We start from the raw sequence: 17,269 nt of genomic DNA, 5'->3' as shown, positions 1-17,269 counted from the left end.
ATGAAGGATAAATGTGCAAAAGAATCGACTACAGTAATGAATGAATTGGTATTGCCAAACGATACCAACACTTTTGGAAATTTGATGGGTGGTAGGTTGTTGTATTGGATGGATATCTGTTCGGCTATGGCTGCTCAGAAACATTGTAACAGTCCAGTAGTGACGGTATCTGTTGATAACGTATCGTTCAAAAGATCTATTCGATTAGGAGAAGTGGTTACTATTGAGGCTAAAGTGACACGTGCTTTTAATACTTCAATAGAAGTAAGAATGGAAGTATTTGCTCAAAACTTACCTTTGGGTACTAAAGAGAAATCCAACGAAGCATATTACACTTTTGTAGCTATAGATGAACATGCGAAACCGCAACCTATTCCAAAAGTTATTCCTGAAACGGAATTGGAACATAGGCTCTATGACGAAGCCATGAGACGCCGTGAGTTGCGCTTAATCTTAAGTGGTAAACTAGACCCCAATAAAGCGACAGAATTGAAAAACCTAGTCAATCTATTTGATCATAAAGGTTAATTGAAAAAGCCTCAAATTTATCATTTGAGGCTTTTTCAATCTAATTGGGAGTCACTTATTACTCACTCCCTAATGCGACTATACGATCAAACTCTTCGGCTTTTAGTGGCATCACTGATAATCTTCCTTGACGAACTAAAGCAACATCTTGAAGAAATTCATCAGCTTTTATCTGTTCAAGAGTGACCGATTTTTTGAATGTTTCGACTGGAGCTAAATCAACAACAACCCATTTCGGATCTTCAGTTGTGGGATCCTGATAATATTCTTTTACAACTTTTGCTATACCTACTACTTCTTTGCCCTCATTACTATGGTAGAATAAAACAAGATCACCTTCTTTCATTGCTTTGAGATTATTACGTGCCTGATAATTACGTACACCATCCCAAAAGGTTTGACCATCCTTGTTAAATTGTTCCCAACTGTATTTAAAGGGTTCTGATTTGACCAAAAAGTAATTCATATTAAAAAATTAGTTTTGTTGCTCTAATACTTCCATTTTATCCGCAAAATGTGCACAGTAGTCACGTAAATCAGCGATTACTTTCTCTGCCATAGGATCTCCTCCAGAAGAACGAAGAAATGAATCACCTAATGTTTGTAATGTCTCGTAAAAAAACCGTTTCATTTCATCATAAGGCATATCTTTTGTCCACAAATCGATACGCATTGAATTTTTATATGCTGAATCCCATAATGCTAAAAACATGGCTTTTGCAGGTAGTTCATCAGAAGATTCACCATCATTTGAAGACCAAGTTATTGTATTTGGCACATTGGTTTCGTCCAATTCAATCTGTAATTTTATTTCTGCTTTTTTCATTATAATATTGTTTGTTTTAATAATGAGTGAATGCTGATCGCTGTATTTAACAGCTCTTTTCACTCGGTTTTAAAGCCTATGAATCTATTAAAAGTATATCCATTTATAAATGCTATGTATAAATGGGATTATGTTATTTTTATGATCAAAGTCAATATCGCTACTGCTACTATAAAAAATAATTCATAAAGCCATAACTTCTTATCTTGTTTGACAATAACACGAAAGAAAATATCCACGAATAGAAGTACAACAAGTAAGCTGATGAGTGCTGTAATAGTTAGCAACGGATTTCCGTCTGCCATATCTTCTACAAAATACCAAGCTATCAGGCATGCCGATACAATATTAATGGGTGTTAGTCTCACTATTTCGTTCTATAATTTCTTTTAGTCGAAGTTTTAGGACCCTTTTTATTGGATTTAAACCCTGAAGCACGTTGTGATGCTTTTGCTTCTTTCTGTTTAATCACAAATTTCTTTTCGTGAAAAGCTCCTTTAAAATCTGGATCATCTTTTCGCTTTTGATTGTCAATTTCTTTAGCAATGATTTGACGTTCGAAATAAGGAGTTTCTTCTACAAAAACTTCATCTGGTAAAGGTGCAACATCTACAGATTGGCGCATTAACTTTTCAATTTTTCTGAAATAATGCTTTTCTGCATCATTACAAAAAGTAATAGCATCGCCAGAATTAAATGCACGTCCGGTACGTCCGATACGATGAACATAATCTTCTGTAACAATGGGTACTTCGAAATTAATAACATGGGACACATTGGTTACATCTAATCCACGGGCAGCTACATCTGTGGCTACTAAGATCCTAATATTTCCTTCTTTAAACGCATTAATAGAGTTAATTCGAGTATTCTGACCTTTGTTGGCATGGATGACACGTACTTGATCTTTTCCATATTTACGTTCTAAAAAAGCGAAAACATTATCTGCAACTGTCCTCGTTTTACAAAAAACAATTAAACGGTGAAATGACTCATCATCTTTCAATAAATGTTGTAGTAAATTTAACTTTGTCTTTTGATTAGGAACAAAATAGACCCTTTGACTTACTGTGGAGGCTGGTGTTGCTTGTTCAGAAACTTCCACAATAGTAGGGAAAGCTAAAAAATCACCAGCAATTTTACGAACCAGTTCGCTCATTGTTGCTGAAAACAATAAATTCTGTCTTTTACGGGGTACGACTTCTAAAATACGGTGAAGTTTAGAAATAAACCCCATATCCATCATTTTATCGGCTTCATCCATTACAAGAAATTTCAACGATTTTACGTTGATATGTCCCTCTAAGTATAAGTCCAAAAATCGACCTGGTGTAGCTACAATGATATCTACTCCTTTTTCAAGATTTTCAATTTGGGTTTTAGGTCCTAATCCGCCGTATAATACTACCGTACGTAAATCAAGGTATTTAGAAAATGTTTGAATATTTTCCTCGATTTGCATCGCAAGTTCTCGTGTTGGCGACAAAATCAATGCACGTGCATCTTGCCCCTGTGCATATTTCAATTTCATTAATATAGGTAAGACAAATGCAGCAGTCTTCCCAGTGCCAGTTTGTGCTACTCCCATGATATCTTGACCAGCAAGAATTGGTGTAATCGTTTTTTCTTGTATTTCTGTTGGAACCGAATAACCTGCCTCTTCAATTGCGTTCAAAAGCTGCTTATTCAATTTAAAATTTTCAAATGTTTGCTGCATTTTACAAAGGTAATGAAAAGCATTCACTTGCTTATCCTATGCTTTAAATGATTCTGAGATTGACGTAAAATTGACATAACTATTTCATTATTATTCAAAAGTAGCTGTTGCATAAGCTACATTTTGAATTCAAGCAGAATTAAACCACCTTTGTAGTAAATAACTAAACTTTTTTATCAAGTTTGTATGAAAAAATTATGGATCTTATTGCTGCTTATTACAGCAAGTTTGACCACATTTGCTGATGAAGGAATGTGGTTCTTAATGCATTTGAAGCGCCTGAATGAGGCTGATATGCAAAAGAAAGGATTGAAATTGACTGCTGAAGAAATTTACAGTATCAACAATTCTAGTTTAAAAGACGCAATCGTACAATTCAATGGTGGTTGTACTGCTGAAATTGTTTCTGATCAGGGATTAGTATTCACAAACCATCACTGTGGTTATGGAGCTATCGCCGAACTTTCGACTCCTGAAAATGACCACTTAACCAATGGTTTTTGGGCGAAAACAAAATCAGAAGAGCTCAAACCTAAGTCGTTATTCGTTCGTTTCTTTGTTCGTATGGATGATGTTTCAAAAAGAATCTTATCGTTAGTAAATGATAAGATGTCTGAATCTGAACGTCAAAAAATCATTAATCAAGAAATTGCTAAAATCGAAAAAGAGAACAGCGAAAATGGGAAGTACATCGTGAACGTAAAATCATTTTACAATGGAAATGAATATTACTATTTCGTTTATCAAGATTTTAACGATGTTCGATTGGTGGGCACTCCTCCTAACAGTATTGGTAAATTTGGTGGTGACACAGACAACTGGGAGTGGCCACGTCACACTGGAGATTTTTCTATTTTCCGTGTTTATGGTGACAAAAATGGCAATCCAGCAGAATATGCTAAGGACAACGTTCCTTTGAAACCAAAGCATTTTTTACCAATCAGTTTAAAGGGCTTTAAAGAGGGTGACTTTGCTATGATTTTAGGTTACCCTGGTCGCACAAACCGTTGGATGCCTGCTGGTGGAATTGATCAGAATGTAAAATTTGCATATCCTGCTTGGGTTGAAGCTTCTAAAACAGGAATGGATGCCATGAAAAAATACATGGACAAAGATCAAGCAGTTAAAATTAACTATGCTTCTAAATATTCTCAAGTCGCCAATTACTGGAAAAATCGTCAAGGAATGATCGATGCTTTAACTTTACATAAAACTGCCATTACTAAAGCGCAGGATGAAGCAAAATTCAATAAATGGGCTAATAAAAAAGAAAATAAAGAACAATATGGCGACGTTATTGCTACAATCAATGCTTATTATGCCGCAACCAACGAGAAGGCACGTCATGACAACTATTTAAGTGGCATGCTCCGTTCTAGTACCTTGGCAGCATTGCCGTACTCTATAGGTAGTGGTCTAGATATGTATGTGAAGTCGAATGAAGCAAAACGTAAAGAATTGTTACCAAGATTACAAGCAGCTATTGCATCTGGCTACGAAAAAATGTACTTGCCTCTTGAGGAAGATGTTTTAATTGATGAACTAAACCTATATGCAAAAAAAGCTGGTAACATCGCGCCTTACGTTTCAGAATTGGCAAGCAAAAACAATAATGATTTAACTTCGTACATTCGTGAGGCTATCAAAAATAGTATTTTTGCATCTGAAGAGCGTTTGAATAACTTTTTAAGTAATCCTACAGCCATTGCATTAGACAATGACCCACTCTACAAATTATCTTCAGCTTTATTAAATAAATATCGTGAATCTGCAATTGCGGATAAAGATGCTACAGATAAATTTGAAGCAGCACATCGTAAATATGTAGCTGGTGTATTGGCTTCAAATCCAAAAGGTAAATTTTATCCTGATGCAAACAGCACGTTACGTTTAACGTATGGTTCTATTAAATCACTACCTGCAGATAAACGTAATGACGCGGCAGAAAACTACTATACGACTTTAAAAGGTACAATTGCGAAGTACAAAAAAGGAGACGAAGAGTTTGATTTACCGCAGCGATTGATCGATCTACAGAATAATAAAGATTATGGCCGTTACGCTGATAAAGCTGGTTATCTCCCTGTTAACTTCCTAAGTGATAATGATATTACTGGTGGAAATTCGGGATCTCCTGTAATAAATGGAAATGGTGAATTAATTGGCTTGGCTTTTGATGGTAATATCGAAGCAATGGCAGGTGACGTCATTTTTGATCACAAATTGCAACGCACAATATCTGTTGATATTCGATATGTTCTTTTTGTTATTGACAAATTTGCTGGAGCGACCAATATCATAAATGAATTAAAAATTGTAGAATAATAATATTTTACAATTTTTAACAGATTTTTTTCAGAAAAAATATTTTCTATTAAATTGGTTTTTGTATATTTATTGTGTTAATTAGAGTAATAAACAGGACCATAAAACTAAAATTATAATTATTAAAATGGAAAACTACGTAAAATTAAAAGAGTTAGTAGCATCAATCGAAGCAGATGCAGACAAATTTTTCAACAATGGTAACTCTGCTGCTGGTACTCGTGTACGCAAAGGATTACAGGACATTAAAACATTAGCACAAGAAATTCGTAACGAAGTTACTGCTAAGAAAAATGATGGTAAATAATTATTATTTATCTTAATCAAAATAAAAGGCGCTTTAAAAGCGCCTTTTATTTTGATATTATTTTTTTATATTAATAAAGCCCTTAAATATAATATTTAAGGGCTTTTTAAATTATACACAGCTTGGTTTTACAATTACAATAAAAGTAGCTGCATAATATATTTAACCATATCCTTTGTCATCATTCCTGACGAAAGAGTCTGTGTAAATTGCTTATCGACCTCAGCTCTTGTTAATACTTTAACTTTTTTGGCTTCAAATACTTTCTTATCCATTACTGGAGCACTAGAAAGTTCAACTTTAGAGGCAAAATAGGAAACATGTTGATTAGGAACCACAAGCCCTAAAATCATTCCTGGAAGACCATTTATTGATTCAGGACCACCGTATACAGGTATTTCATTTGCATAAAACCCAATCACATAAATTGAATCTGAAGTAACACCATTGGCCCTTCTGCAGTTAAATCCAGCAATTTCACGATATTCATCTGTAATTTTCCATTTAATTTTCTTCAAGGAATCTTGAATTACTATCTTTTCTCCAAATATGTCATTGAATCTTTTATAGCTATTTTGTTCAAGATTAGAAGATGTAACCCCGTCAAAATCTAATGCTAATTGCATCATGTAACGTGATGATGCTGGATCAAGCTCCTTCTTAACAGGCTCAAAAAGAGTTTCACTACCATTAAATTTCAATGTTTTTTGAATTGTAACACTTTGAGGCGCTGTTGTCACCATTTCTTGAAACCAATGACGAGAATTTTCATCTGCTTTTGCTACAAATTGCTTAGCAATGATGTTTTTAATATACATTGTCTTATCAAATGTAATTGTTCCGGTCTTTGAAAAAAGGGTATACTGTGCTTTACTCTCCCCTACTACAAACAGTAAGAATAGAACTGCTATAAATTTTAATACTTTCATAAATTATTTTTAATTCATAAACATTTTTGTGAAATCCCAGCTCAATTTCAACATGTAATAACGTTGGATCGTATCATAACGACGCTGTGTGAAAACTGAGTTATTTTGACTACGTTCAAATCCTTTGTTTTGATTCAGGATATCATTTACTGTAAAATCCAACTCTAATGATTCATTTTTTAAGAACTTTTTACTTACCCCCGGGTGAATCAAAAATTGATCAAGCTTTGTCGCAAAGGCGTCAGTAGAGGCTTCATAGGTATAATCATAGTTGACATAAACTTTAAATTTCTTAGGAAAATAATAGCTCATCCCTCCGTTTGATCCAAAGGTGAAACCATTACTATTTACATCAGGCTGTAAAGAAGAGCTCATAGTTTTGTAACCAGGTGTCAAATTGATATCGAAATCAAATCCCTTTTTCATATTCCTAGAAATGGCATATGTAAAATTATAATTTAATACATCAACTTTATTTAATGCCTTATTGACCATATTATAATTCTTTGACCCATAAACTGCTATCCTAGGAGAGTTTTCAATTCCCAATTCTTTATTCAATTTAAAATGAAAACCACCATATACATTTATTGATTGATTCGTTTTATCTGTTAAATTCTCCCAACGATAAGTACTTTTACCATTATTATCAGTTGTAATATTCTGAACAAATGCGTCATTCTGATTACTATAATTTGCACCCAAATAGGTATAAGAGCCTGAAAGAATTTTAAAAGAATTATAATTTACATTAAAACTATTGCTAAATGAGGGTTTTAAATTCTCATTACCAATCACGAAGTTTAATTGATCGGTATTATCAAGAATGGGCTGAATCTGATTCAAAGATGGCAATTGATTTCTTCCTGAATAACTAAAATAAATTCCTTTCCCTTTTGTAATATTATAGCTAATATTCAAATTAGGATTGTAAGTTAAAAACGAACGTTGAACTTGTTCTTTCGAATGGTTATTAGATTGCTTTAATTGATCATCATTTATACTGTTCGTGAAATTGGCTCGAAGTTTTTCATCTTTATAAGTTAGTGCAACCTTATAATTATTAGAAAACCTATCGTAACTATAATCATTACTAAAACGATTATCTAAGACATTATAATTACCTGCTTGATCTCTGTTATAAGAGAACTGCGATGAATTATTATCATTTTTATTCAAACCATAATTTAGAGAAAGATTCAATTTCTTCGTTAGTGGTTCAGTATAAGTTAATGTAGCACCTTTACTTGTATTATTACCATTATTTAATTTATACTGATCGGTTATTGTATCTCTTGACAATACATTTTTTTCATAATACTTAATTTTTGAAAGTAAATATCCATCACCATCATTTTCAGCTCTATTGATATTCATATTCAAAGAGATCGAACGACCGGCTTTTTTAAATTTCTTTGTTAGGAAAGCGTTAAGACCAAAAGATTGCGCATTCGAATTTCGACTATTATTCGTCGAATCAGAATTTAATGAATCACCATTCTTATTTGTCATTTTTGAAAAAGACCGATCGTCAGTCCAATTTTTACTTTTTGAGGCATTACCTTGAATGGTTAACGTTGTCAACGAATCAAACTTCAAGTCATACTTCAAATTCATTCTTTGTTTCGTTAAATCAGATTTAGCGTTTCTTACTTTATCTGTAAATTGAATACCGTCCTCGAGATTATTTTGTTTATTTGTCGTCTCGTTACCATCACTTTCAATTTTTCCGTATTTGTAACTTAAATTTAATTTATGTTTATCTGTTTTCCATTTATCAAAAAAGTTGACACCTGTATTGATGACTTTAGGTATTCCTATAGAGCCAGATCCTGAGAAATCATCTCCTCCTGAACTGAAATACATTCCATCATCATTGTAACTAACTCCTGAATCCGAGCCGTATTTCTGAGCATCTTCCCAAGACAATGATGTACCACCGTTATTTCCAAATAATCCGTAAGCGGATATCTTTTGTGAACCTTTAAATTTGTTTAGCATTAGCTGTCCATTGTAGTAATCATCAGTTCCCGCTCCGGCAACAGCTTTACCAAAGACTCCGTTTTTAGAACCTTCTTTTAGCTTTACATTGATCGTTTGTTCTTTATTTCCATCATCGACTCCAGTACGTTCCGCTTGTTCAGACTGCTTTTCATAGACCTGCACTTTGTCGACCATGTCCGAACGAATATTACGAGTTACTAATTTTGGATCATCCCCGAAGAACTCTTCACCGTCAACTAGAACTCTTTTCACAGTTTTACCTTGGGCAGTAATCTTTCCTGATGCATCAACCGTAATACCCGGCAATACTTTCAATAAATCTTCGACTTTTGCATTTTTTTCCACTTTAAAGCTACCTGCATCATACTCCGTAGTATCTCCTTTAATAGTGATCGGAATGCGACCTGTCACGATAACTTCTTGTAAAAGCTGTGCTGTATTTGTCAAACCAACTTTTAATGCTAAATAATCTTGATTTGGTAAAATTTCGGTATAATAGTCTCCATATTTGGGATAACTTACAATAAGTACTGCTTCACTGTGTATGGGTGTACTTAACGAAAAATTACCATTTTCATCAGATCTGGTAAAATCTAAAAGAATAGAGTCTTTGGCACTCAAAAGCATGACTGTTGCATTTGACAACTTCTGCTGATCTTTGGCATCACTAATTTTACCTTGAATTTTACTCTGAGCAAAGCAAAAGCTCACAAGCATCGGTAATAGCAACAGCAAATGGAAAATCGTTTTTCTTTTCATCTAAAAACTATAATTATCACGTTGGTTAATAAAACTGTGCAAATATATTGTATTGTTGTTCTTATTAGATGAGCAATGCATGGAAATGTTACAACAATTTTAATCTTTTTTTTAAATCCTTTAATAATGATTTTAAAACCATAATTCTCAAAGTGAAATTATAATGTTTTACCTATTTTTGTTATAAATACATTCATACTATGCAAACGATACAAGAATATGTTGAGGCAAACAAACAACGATTTTTAGATGAGTTGTTTGATTTATTACGCCTCCCATCAGTAAGCGCTGATCCAAAATTCAAAGGAGATGTTGAAAAGACTGCGGAATTTGTCGCACAAAAGTTAAAGGAAGCTGGCGCAGATCAGGTAGAAATCTGTCAAACTGCTGGTAATCCTATTGTATACGGAGAAAAGATCATTGACCCTTCACTTCCTACAGTATTGACTTATGGACATTATGATGTGCAACCTGCAGATCCATATGAATTGTGGGATACCCCGCCCTTTGAACCAACTATTCGTGATGGTAAAATCTATGCGCGCGGCTCTGCTGATGACAAAGGACAATTCTACATGCATGTGAAGGCATTTGAATACATGATGAAAAATAATGCACTTGCTTGCAATATTAAATTCATGATAGAGGGTGAAGAAGAAGTTGGATCTGTTAATCTTGGAACTTTTGTCAAGGAAAATAAGGAAAAATTAAAAGCTGATGTCATTGTTATTTCTGACACCTCTATGATTAGTCTAGAAACTCCATCATTAGAAACAGGACTAAGAGGACTATCATATGTAGAAGTAGAAGTAACCGGTCCAAATAGAGATTTACACTCTGGCGTTTACGGGGGTGCTGTTGCAAATCCTGCTACCGTATTAGCAAAATTAATTGCATCATTGCATGATGAGAATAATCATATCGCAATTCCTGGATTTTACGACGATGTGGTCGAACTCTCTCAGGAAGAGCGTAATGAATTGAATAAAGCTCCATTTGAAATCGAAGAATATAAAAAAGATCTAGGTGTAGAAGCATTATGGGGTGAAGAAGGCTATTCTACCATAGAGCGTACAGGTACTCGTCCGACATTGGAAGTAAATGGTATATGGGGTGGCTATATTGGTGAAGGTGCAAAAACTGTACTACCTTCTAAAGCATTTGCTAAAATCTCCATGCGTTTGGTTCCAAATCAAAATTCACAACGTATCACTGATTTATTCAAAAAACATTTTGAAGCAATTGCTCCAAAATATGTCCATGTAGAAGTTAAACCGCATCATGGTGGTGAACCAGTCGTCACTCCTACAGACAGTGTAGCCTATAAAGCTGCTGAAAAAGCACTCACGGAAACATTTGGAGTAAAACCTATTCCTACTCGTGGTGGTGGTTCTATTCCTATTGTTGCTTTATTTGAAGAAGTTTTAGGATTAAAAACGGTTTTGTTAGGTTTCGGGCTCAACAGTGACAACTTGCACTCTCCAAATGAAAAGTACGGGATTGAAAATTATTTGAAAGGTATTTCGACGATTCCTCTATTTCATAAATACTATGCTGAATTAAGTAAGTAAAACTTACGATAAATGTACAAAAGGGGGATTTATATCCCCCTTTTTATAATATATTAGCCCAAAATTAAGACACCTTACTATTTGATGATTATATTCTTAAAGAAACTGCACAGCTACTTTTACTTCGCAAGTGTTTTTATCATTTTCTGCTTTCTTTTTCCTGCCATTTGGTTGTATGCAAGAAATCCAATAAAGAATTATACTAAAATAGCTTTTCTTAGGAGATGGATGAGTTTACTCGGGTCGTATTGTGCAGGTATTTTTTATCGCGTCAAGTTTGAGGAAAAGATTGACTGGTCTAAGCCCTATATCCTTTGTGCTAATCATACTTCGGTTCTAGATATTACAGCGATGACCTATATTTCACCCAGAGCGATCACCTTTCTTGGAAAAGCTGAATTATTAAAAAATCCTGTGACCCGAATTTTCTTCAAAACAATCGATATACCTGTTGATCGTAAAAGTAAAATGTCATCTTTTAGATCATTCAAAAAAGCTAACGACATGTTAAAAGAAGGAAAGACGCTCGTTATATTTCCTGAGGGAAAAATTGATAAACAATATCCTCCGACAATACATCCATTTAAATCCGGAGCATTCCGTATGGCAATCGAAAATAATATTCCGATCATACCTATTGTGATCGAAAATGCATGGGAAATCTTATGGGATGATGGTCATAAATTAGGTTCACACCCCGGCACAGTAAACATACAAGTATTTGCACCAATAAACACGCGAGAATACACTGAAAAGAATGCTTCGGATTTAGAAGATCACGTTTATAATAAAATGCTATTACATTGGAAATTGCAGAATAAATTGTAATTTAATAACCAAATAAAAAAATGTTCGTTATGGCTTCCTCAACATTAATTGAAATTCAAGAAATTGCCCGACAGTATACAATTGGAACAGAAACAATACATGCATTAACATCTGTTTCTTTAAATATAAAGAAGGGTGAGTTTGTTGCATTGATGGGACCATCTGGATCTGGAAAATCAACATTAATGAATATTTTAGGCTGCTTGGACACTCCTAATCATGGCGCATATATTTTAAATGGTATTAATGTTAGTGAAATGTCTGATGATGAATTGGCTGAAGTCCGAAATAAAGAGATAGGTTTTGTTTTTCAGACTTTCAATTTATTACCCAAAAGCACAGCATTGGAAAATGTTGCTCTTCCTTTGATATATGCTGGTATTAAACAAAGTGTACGAGAAGAAAAAGCTACTCAAGCTTTAAATAGTGTTGGCTTAGGTAATCGTATAGATCACCGTCCCAATGAGCTTTCGGGCGGGCAACGCCAGCGTGTAGCAGTTGCACGTGCATTGATCAACAATCCTTCTATCATTCTTGCTGATGAACCGACAGGAAATTTGGACACCAAGACTTCTATTGAAATTATGGGACTTTTAGAAGAAATTCATTCGAAAGGAAATACGATTATCTTGGTAACGCATGAGGAGGATATCGCACAACATGCACATCGAATCGTCCGAATGAGAGATGGTCTAATAGAAGCTGATTATCCTAATACTGATATCAAATCAGTTTCTCCTCGATTATCTGCTTTAGAAGAAAAAGGTGACGATTTTGAAAATATTTAGCATATTAACGATAACTTCATGATATTTTTTTCAACTGAATATCAACACATTAATATCATTCATGAAAAATAAATAACAAATAACTTGCTAAAGACAAATTAAATTATATTTTTGCGAAAATTGAAAACTTAATCTGTTTTTATTATGTATTGGACATTAGAGTTAGCTTCGCATTTAGAAGATGCCCCTTGGCCGGCAACAAAAGATGAATTAATCGACTATGGTATTCGTTCTGGTGCTCCTGTTGAAGTAATCGAAAATTTACAAGATTTAGAGGACGACGGTGAGCCTTATGAAAATATAGAAGAAATTTGGCCAGATTATCCTACTAAGGATGATTTCTTCTTTAACGAGGACGAGTATTAATAAAAAATGCCTTACAATGATTTGTAAGGCATTTTTTATACCTATTAATCCTTTTAACTATATTTTAGTCTTAATTATTATGATGACATACTTAAAAGGTATATGTTTGCTTCTACTACTCATAGCACCAAAGATTAATTTTGGTCACGAATATGAAACTGCTGACACGAATTTAGTTTTTATAAAGAAATTTGTCGCGGCACTTTATGATCAATCTCTGGCCACTGACGTCATATTGAGTCAATATATAACGATCAACAAGGAACTAACAGATGAATATTTTGAATATCTCGAAGCAAGTTTGAATGAAGTAAGACTTAATATTCAGATGAAAGACAGCAGTCAGATACACTATATCAACTACTTTCAACTTCCTAAGAAAGAAACAAAAGATATCGATCTAGAAGGAAAAAATGCAAATCATATTTACTTCCTAAAAGTAAAGAATAAGTTGGTTGTATCACTTTACTTAGATTCGGGGAAAATTGGATCTTTTACATTGGTTTCGAAAGGAAATAATTTAGCTCATTTTGTGACATATTAAAATAATTCACTAAATCCTTGTTTTTTTTAAAATAATCAACCATATTTGCTATAACAATAATAAAATGAATATAAACGTATTAAATAAGTCTTGGTGGTGGCATAACAGTTAAACTGTTGTGGCAAAAAACTATTGCTTAGATTTATCTATACATCAAAATAGTAGGCTTGCCTTTTTAGGTAAGCCTTTTTTTATTTTAATAGCAGCATGAAAAAAATATTAGCGCATTTATTCGAATATAAATCATTCAGCAGAAAAGAGGCTTATGACATCCTGATCAATATTACAGAGGGAAAATATGATAGCCATCAAATCGCAGCATTCATGACCGCATATGGCATGCGGAGCATCCGTGTGGAAGAACTAGGTGGATTTAGAGATGCCATGTATGACCTATGCCTTAAAGTAGATTTTGACGGTTATAATTTAATCGATTTATGTGGTACAGGAGGCGATGGCAAGAATACATTTAACATTTCTACATTAGCCTCATTTATTGTAGCTGGAGCAGGTTACCATGTCGCTAAACATGGTAATATTGGTGTTTCTTCAGGCTGTGGTTCTTCCAACGTCATGGAGTATTTAGGTTATCAATTTACAAATGACAAGGGCGAACTCTCCAGACAACTTGAAGAAGCAAATATTTGCTTTCTACACGCACCATTGTTTCATCCTGCAATGAAAACTGTTGCCCCTATTCGAAAGGCACTAGGAGTAAAAACTTTTTTTAACATGTTAGGTCCATTAACGAATCCTGCAAATCCGAAATTTCAATCTGTTGGTGTTTTCAGTCTCGAGCTAGCAAGATTGTATGGTTACCTATATCAGGAGTCGGAGAAACAATATTCGATTATACATGCACTCGATGGCTATGATGAAATATCTTTAACGGGCGACTTTAAAGTCATCACAAACGCTGGTGAACAGTATTACAGTATCCCTCAGTTGGGATTTAATATTGTACCCCCAGCATCATTAGCGAGTGGAGAGACGATCAATGAGGCCGCAGATACATTTTTAACCATTATCAGCAATAAGGGCAATGATATTCAAAACAATGTCGTACTTACAAACGCAGCATTTGCAATTAAAACATTTGATCCTGAGAAGACCTTTGCTGATTGCTTTAATGAAGCTGAAGAATCATTACGGAGTGGAAGAGCATTAAATAGTTTCAAAAAACTTATAAATAAATAACATGAGCTTAAAAATCAAAGTTTGTGGTATGAAAGATCTAGACAATATGCTTGATCTGATTAAATTACCGATAGACTATATGGGTTTGATCTTTTATGAGCAATCAAAAAGATATGTTAGTAGCCTAGATGCCCATTTTATAAAATCCATCCAAGGGATAAAGAAAATTGGTGTTTTTGTCAATGCGACTGAACAAGAAATTTTAGAAAAAATAGATACTTTCGGATTAACTGGAATACAACTTCATGGACATGAAGATCCAAATTTTTGTTTAGAATTTAAATCACGTAGCATCATGATCATCAAGTCTTTTGGAATTGATGAAAAGTTTGACTGGCAATCATTGAAGAAATACGATGACGCAGTTGATTATTTTTTATTTGATACCAAAAGCGTCAATCACGGTGGTACGGGAATACAATTTGATTGGAACCTATTAAAAAACTACACGCTCGAAAAACCATACTTCTTGAGTGGGGGCTTGAGTGCTGAAAATGTGATAGCAGCAAGCCAATTTCCTGATCATCGTTTATATGGTCTCGATTTAAATTCAAAATTTGAATTTAAATCGGGGATAAAAAATGTAGAATTATTAGAACAGACATTGAAAAACATGAGTTATGAGCAAATATCAGGTTAATGAAAAAGGATACTATGGGCAGTTTGGTGGTGCTTACATTCCAGGAAATGCTATATCCAAATGTAGAAGAACTGCGTGAGCAATATTTAGATATCATTCAAGAACCGAGTTTTCAGCAAGAGTTTAATCAACTTTTGAGAGATTACGTTGGAAGACCATCACCGCTATACTATGCAAGCCGTCTTTCAGAAAAATATGGGAGTAATATCTACTTAAAAAGAGAGGATCTCAATCATACGGGTGCGCATAAAATAAACAACACCATCGGTCAAATCTTATTAGCACAACGATTAGGTAAGAAAAGAATTATTGCTGAGACAGGCGCCGGACAACATGGAGTGGCAACTGCTACGGTATGTGCTTTAAAAGGTTTACAATGTGTCGTGTATATGGGCGCGATCGATATTGAAAGACAAGCACCGAATGTTGCTCGTATGAAAATGATGGGAGCTGAAGTTATCCCTGCAGAGTCGGGAAGTAAAACACTAAAAGACGCTACTAATGAAGCCCTTAGAGATTGGATAAATAATCCTGTAGATACACATTACATTATTGGTTCTGTTGTAGGCCCACACCCCTACCCCGATATGGTTGCGCGCTTTCAGTCGATCATATCAGAAGAAACAAAAAAACAGTTGTTTGAAAAAACTGGTAAATACAATCCTGATTATGCGATAGCATGTGTAGGAGGAGGCTCCAACGCAGCAGGTATGTTTTACCATTTCGTAGACGAAGAATCCGTCAAACTGATTGCTGTAGAAGCTGCAGGATTAGGTGTAGACTCTGGCGAGTCTGCCGCAACAACAGCACTTGGAAAAGAGGGTGTGCTACATGGAAGCCGATCGCTTCTGATGCAGACCCCAGATGGACAAGTCATAGAACCATACTCCATATCTGCAGGTTTGGATTATCCGGGAATTGGTCCACAGCACGCCTGGTTATTTAAATCTGGCCGTGGCAACTATGTGAGCGTAACTGATAAAGAAGCAATGGAAGCTGGACTGTTATTGACAAGACTTGAAGGGATCATACCAGCCATCGAAAGTGCTCATGCGCTAGCATATTTAGAAAAGATGGAATTGAAACCAGAAGAAACTGTGGTCATTTGTCTTTCAGGTCGTGGAGACAAGGATTTGGACAATTATATGAAATATTTCGGTTTTTAATACAATGAGAAAAATACAAAAAAAAGGAGATCAGGGTCTCCTATCTATATATTTTACGGCCGGATATCCGACGCTGGACAGTACAGTGGCTATCGCTAAGAAATTGGAAGAATCAGGAGCTGATTTTTTAGAAATAGGGTTTCCATACTCTGATCCTGTTGCTGATGGTCCTACCATCCAACATAGTTCAGAGATAGCACTAAAAAACGGCATGACCGTAGAGACTCTTTTTGAACAGTTAAAAGAGCTCCGTAAACATGTCACTATTCCTGTATTTCTAATGGGATATGTGAATCCTTTGTTACAATATGGCGTAGAGCGATTTTGTGCCGACTGTAAAAAAGTTGGTGTTGATGGCATTATCGTACCGGATTTACCCATGTATGAATATGAGGAACTGTATAAAAATGTTTTTGAACAAAATGATGTTGCCAATATTTTTATCGTTACTCCACAGACTTCTGAAGAGCGAATTAGAAAGATCGACAACCTTTCTAACAGTTTTATCTATTTACTATCTTCTAATGCAACAACAGGAACAGAATTAAGCGTAGGAGATAAGACAACTGCCTATTTTCAACGCATAAAAGATATGGATCTAAAAAGTCCTTTAGCAATTGGCTTTGGAATTTCTAATAGACAATCTTTTGAACAAGCAACAACTTATGCAACAGGAGCAATTATTGGAACTGCATTTGTCAAACTATTGGCTAAAGAAAATTATTTGGACGAAATTCCAAATTTTATTAAATCAATAAAAGGTTAATAAAAAAG

The 17,269-nt window shown here is 34.5% G+C and carries 17 protein-coding genes and 1 pseudogene; 12 read left to right on the top strand and 6 right to left on the bottom strand.

What is annotated here, in order from left to right; all coding sequences use genetic code 11:
- Positions 1-528, top strand: coding sequence for an acyl-CoA thioesterase (locus AC06G9_RS03180; RefSeq protein ID WP_293925569.1), 528 nt, complete (start codon positions 1-3; stop codon positions 526-528).
- A 58-nt stretch (positions 529-586) separates the two neighbouring features.
- On the opposite strand, the gene AC06G9_RS03175 is transcribed toward AC06G9_RS03180, so the two are convergent.
- From AC06G9_RS03175 to AC06G9_RS03160, 4 genes are all read right to left on the bottom strand, one after another.
- A complete protein-coding gene (locus tag AC06G9_RS03175) occupies positions 587-994 on the bottom strand; it encodes an EVE domain-containing protein (protein ID WP_021188830.1) in 408 nt (135 codons plus the stop codon).
- Positions 995-1,003: 9 nt separating this feature from the next.
- Positions 1,004-1,354, bottom strand: coding sequence for a gliding motility protein GldC (gene gldC / locus AC06G9_RS03170; protein ID WP_045753610.1), 351 nt, complete (start codon positions 1,352-1,354; stop codon positions 1,004-1,006).
- 128 nt (positions 1,355-1,482) lie between these two features.
- Positions 1,483-1,722, bottom strand: coding sequence for a hypothetical protein (locus tag AC06G9_RS03165; protein ID WP_094771783.1), 240 nt, complete (start codon positions 1,720-1,722; stop codon positions 1,483-1,485).
- Complete coding sequence (locus tag AC06G9_RS03160; protein ID WP_045753608.1) at positions 1,722-3,071, bottom strand: DEAD/DEAH box helicase; 1,350 nt, start codon at positions 3,069-3,071, stop codon at positions 1,722-1,724. The genes AC06G9_RS03165 and AC06G9_RS03160 overlap by 1 nt, the downstream gene beginning before the upstream one ends.
- A gap of 186 nt (positions 3,072-3,257) precedes the next feature.
- Here AC06G9_RS03160 and AC06G9_RS03155 point away from each other — a divergent pair, with 186 nt between their 5' ends.
- Together AC06G9_RS03155 and AC06G9_RS03150 are read left to right on the top strand one after the other, a co-directional pair.
- Positions 3,258-5,396, top strand: a complete 2,139-nt coding sequence (locus AC06G9_RS03155) for a S46 family peptidase (RefSeq protein ID WP_045753607.1) — start codon at positions 3,258-3,260, stop codon at positions 5,394-5,396.
- 127 nt (positions 5,397-5,523) lie between these two features.
- On the top strand, positions 5,524-5,703 hold the full coding sequence (locus tag AC06G9_RS03150; protein WP_045753606.1) for a hypothetical protein: 180 nt from the start codon (positions 5,524-5,526) through the stop codon (positions 5,701-5,703).
- Between the two features lie 134 nt (positions 5,704-5,837).
- Here AC06G9_RS03150 and AC06G9_RS03145 read toward each other — a convergent pair whose 3' ends face one another.
- Entirely contained in the window at positions 5,838-6,632 is a 795-nt protein-coding gene (locus tag AC06G9_RS03145) for a GLPGLI family protein (protein WP_293926333.1), read from the bottom strand.
- A 9-nt stretch (positions 6,633-6,641) separates the two neighbouring features.
- Entirely contained in the window at positions 6,642-9,395 is a 2,754-nt protein-coding gene (locus AC06G9_RS03140; protein ID WP_480957505.1) for an outer membrane beta-barrel protein, read from the bottom strand.
- A 200-nt stretch (positions 9,396-9,595) separates the two neighbouring features.
- Here AC06G9_RS03140 and AC06G9_RS03135 point away from each other — a divergent pair, with 200 nt between their 5' ends.
- From AC06G9_RS03135 to trpA, 9 genes and pseudogenes are all read left to right on the top strand, one after another.
- Positions 9,596-10,966, top strand: a complete 1,371-nt coding sequence (locus AC06G9_RS03135; RefSeq protein WP_293926328.1) for a dipeptidase — start codon at positions 9,596-9,598, stop codon at positions 10,964-10,966.
- A gap of 228 nt (positions 10,967-11,194) precedes the next feature.
- Complete coding sequence (locus AC06G9_RS03130; protein WP_293926326.1) at positions 11,195-11,794, top strand: lysophospholipid acyltransferase family protein; 600 nt, start codon at positions 11,195-11,197, stop codon at positions 11,792-11,794.
- 29 nt (positions 11,795-11,823) lie between these two features.
- Positions 11,824-12,582: an ABC transporter ATP-binding protein gene (locus AC06G9_RS03125; protein ID WP_045755420.1), complete on the top strand. Its 759-nt coding sequence runs from the start codon at positions 11,824-11,826 to the stop codon at positions 12,580-12,582.
- 144 nt (positions 12,583-12,726) lie between these two features.
- Positions 12,727-12,948 (top strand): DUF2795 domain-containing protein, encoded by a 222-nt coding sequence (locus AC06G9_RS03120; protein ID WP_021188822.1) that lies wholly within the window; start codon positions 12,727-12,729, stop codon positions 12,946-12,948.
- Positions 12,949-13,027: 79 nt separating this feature from the next.
- Positions 13,028-13,492, top strand: a complete 465-nt coding sequence (locus AC06G9_RS03115) for a hypothetical protein (protein ID WP_293926317.1) — start codon at positions 13,028-13,030, stop codon at positions 13,490-13,492.
- A 207-nt stretch (positions 13,493-13,699) separates the two neighbouring features.
- On the top strand, positions 13,700-14,689 hold the full coding sequence (gene trpD, locus AC06G9_RS03110) for an anthranilate phosphoribosyltransferase (RefSeq protein ID WP_045753602.1): 990 nt from the start codon (positions 13,700-13,702) through the stop codon (positions 14,687-14,689).
- Between the two features lies 1 nt (position 14,690).
- Entirely contained in the window at positions 14,691-15,329 is a 639-nt protein-coding gene (locus AC06G9_RS03105; protein ID WP_480957504.1) for a phosphoribosylanthranilate isomerase, read from the top strand.
- Positions 15,310-16,495, top strand: a pseudogene (trpB, locus tag AC06G9_RS03100) (tryptophan synthase subunit beta). Before AC06G9_RS03105 ends, trpB begins: the two are co-directional and overlap by 20 nt.
- Positions 16,496-16,499: 4 nt before the next feature.
- Complete coding sequence (gene trpA, locus AC06G9_RS03095) at positions 16,500-17,261, top strand: tryptophan synthase subunit alpha (protein WP_045753599.1); 762 nt, start codon at positions 16,500-16,502, stop codon at positions 17,259-17,261.
- Positions 17,262-17,269 lie beyond the last annotated feature (8 nt).

It is taken from the genome of Sphingobacterium sp. MAE (assembly GCF_056711605.1).
The sequence above is the reverse complement of the archived record's forward strand: the minus strand, read 5'-3'. Positions and strand labels throughout refer to the sequence as shown.

Bases quoted from the DNA above. Each gene is read 5' to 3' on its own strand.
- AC06G9_RS03135 (WP_293926328.1), top strand. From the start codon at position 9,596: ATGCAAACGATACAAGAATATGTTGAGGCAAACAAACAACGATTTTTA.
- AC06G9_RS03155 (WP_045753607.1), top strand. From the start codon at position 3,258: ATGAAAAAATTATGGATCTTATTGCTGCTTATTACAGCAAGTTTGACC.
- AC06G9_RS03115 (WP_293926317.1), top strand. From the start codon at position 13,028: ATGATGACATACTTAAAAGGTATATGTTTGCTTCTACTACTCATAGCA.
- trpD (WP_045753602.1), top strand. From the start codon at position 13,700: ATGAAAAAAATATTAGCGCATTTATTCGAATATAAATCATTCAGCAGA.
- AC06G9_RS03175 (WP_021188830.1), bottom strand. From the start codon at position 994: ATGAATTACTTTTTGGTCAAATCAGAACCCTTTAAATACAGTTGGGAA.
- AC06G9_RS03140 (WP_480957505.1), bottom strand. From the start codon at position 9,395: ATGAAAAGAAAAACGATTTTCCATTTGCTGTTGCTATTACCGATGCTT.
- AC06G9_RS03130 (WP_293926326.1), top strand. From the start codon at position 11,195: ATGAGTTTACTCGGGTCGTATTGTGCAGGTATTTTTTATCGCGTCAAG.
- AC06G9_RS03125 (WP_045755420.1), top strand. From the start codon at position 11,824: ATGGCTTCCTCAACATTAATTGAAATTCAAGAAATTGCCCGACAGTAT.
- AC06G9_RS03180 (WP_293925569.1), top strand. From the start codon at position 1: ATGAAGGATAAATGTGCAAAAGAATCGACTACAGTAATGAATGAATTG.
- AC06G9_RS03105 (WP_480957504.1), top strand. From the start codon at position 14,691: ATGAGCTTAAAAATCAAAGTTTGTGGTATGAAAGATCTAGACAATATG.
- AC06G9_RS03160 (WP_045753608.1), bottom strand. From the start codon at position 3,071: ATGCAGCAAACATTTGAAAATTTTAAATTGAATAAGCAGCTTTTGAAC.
- AC06G9_RS03150 (WP_045753606.1), top strand. From the start codon at position 5,524: ATGGAAAACTACGTAAAATTAAAAGAGTTAGTAGCATCAATCGAAGCA.
- gldC (WP_045753610.1), bottom strand. From the start codon at position 1,354: ATGAAAAAAGCAGAAATAAAATTACAGATTGAATTGGACGAAACCAAT.
- AC06G9_RS03120 (WP_021188822.1), top strand. From the start codon at position 12,727: ATGTATTGGACATTAGAGTTAGCTTCGCATTTAGAAGATGCCCCTTGG.
- trpA (WP_045753599.1), top strand. From the start codon at position 16,500: ATGAGAAAAATACAAAAAAAAGGAGATCAGGGTCTCCTATCTATATAT.
- AC06G9_RS03145 (WP_293926333.1), bottom strand. From the start codon at position 6,632: ATGAAAGTATTAAAATTTATAGCAGTTCTATTCTTACTGTTTGTAGTA.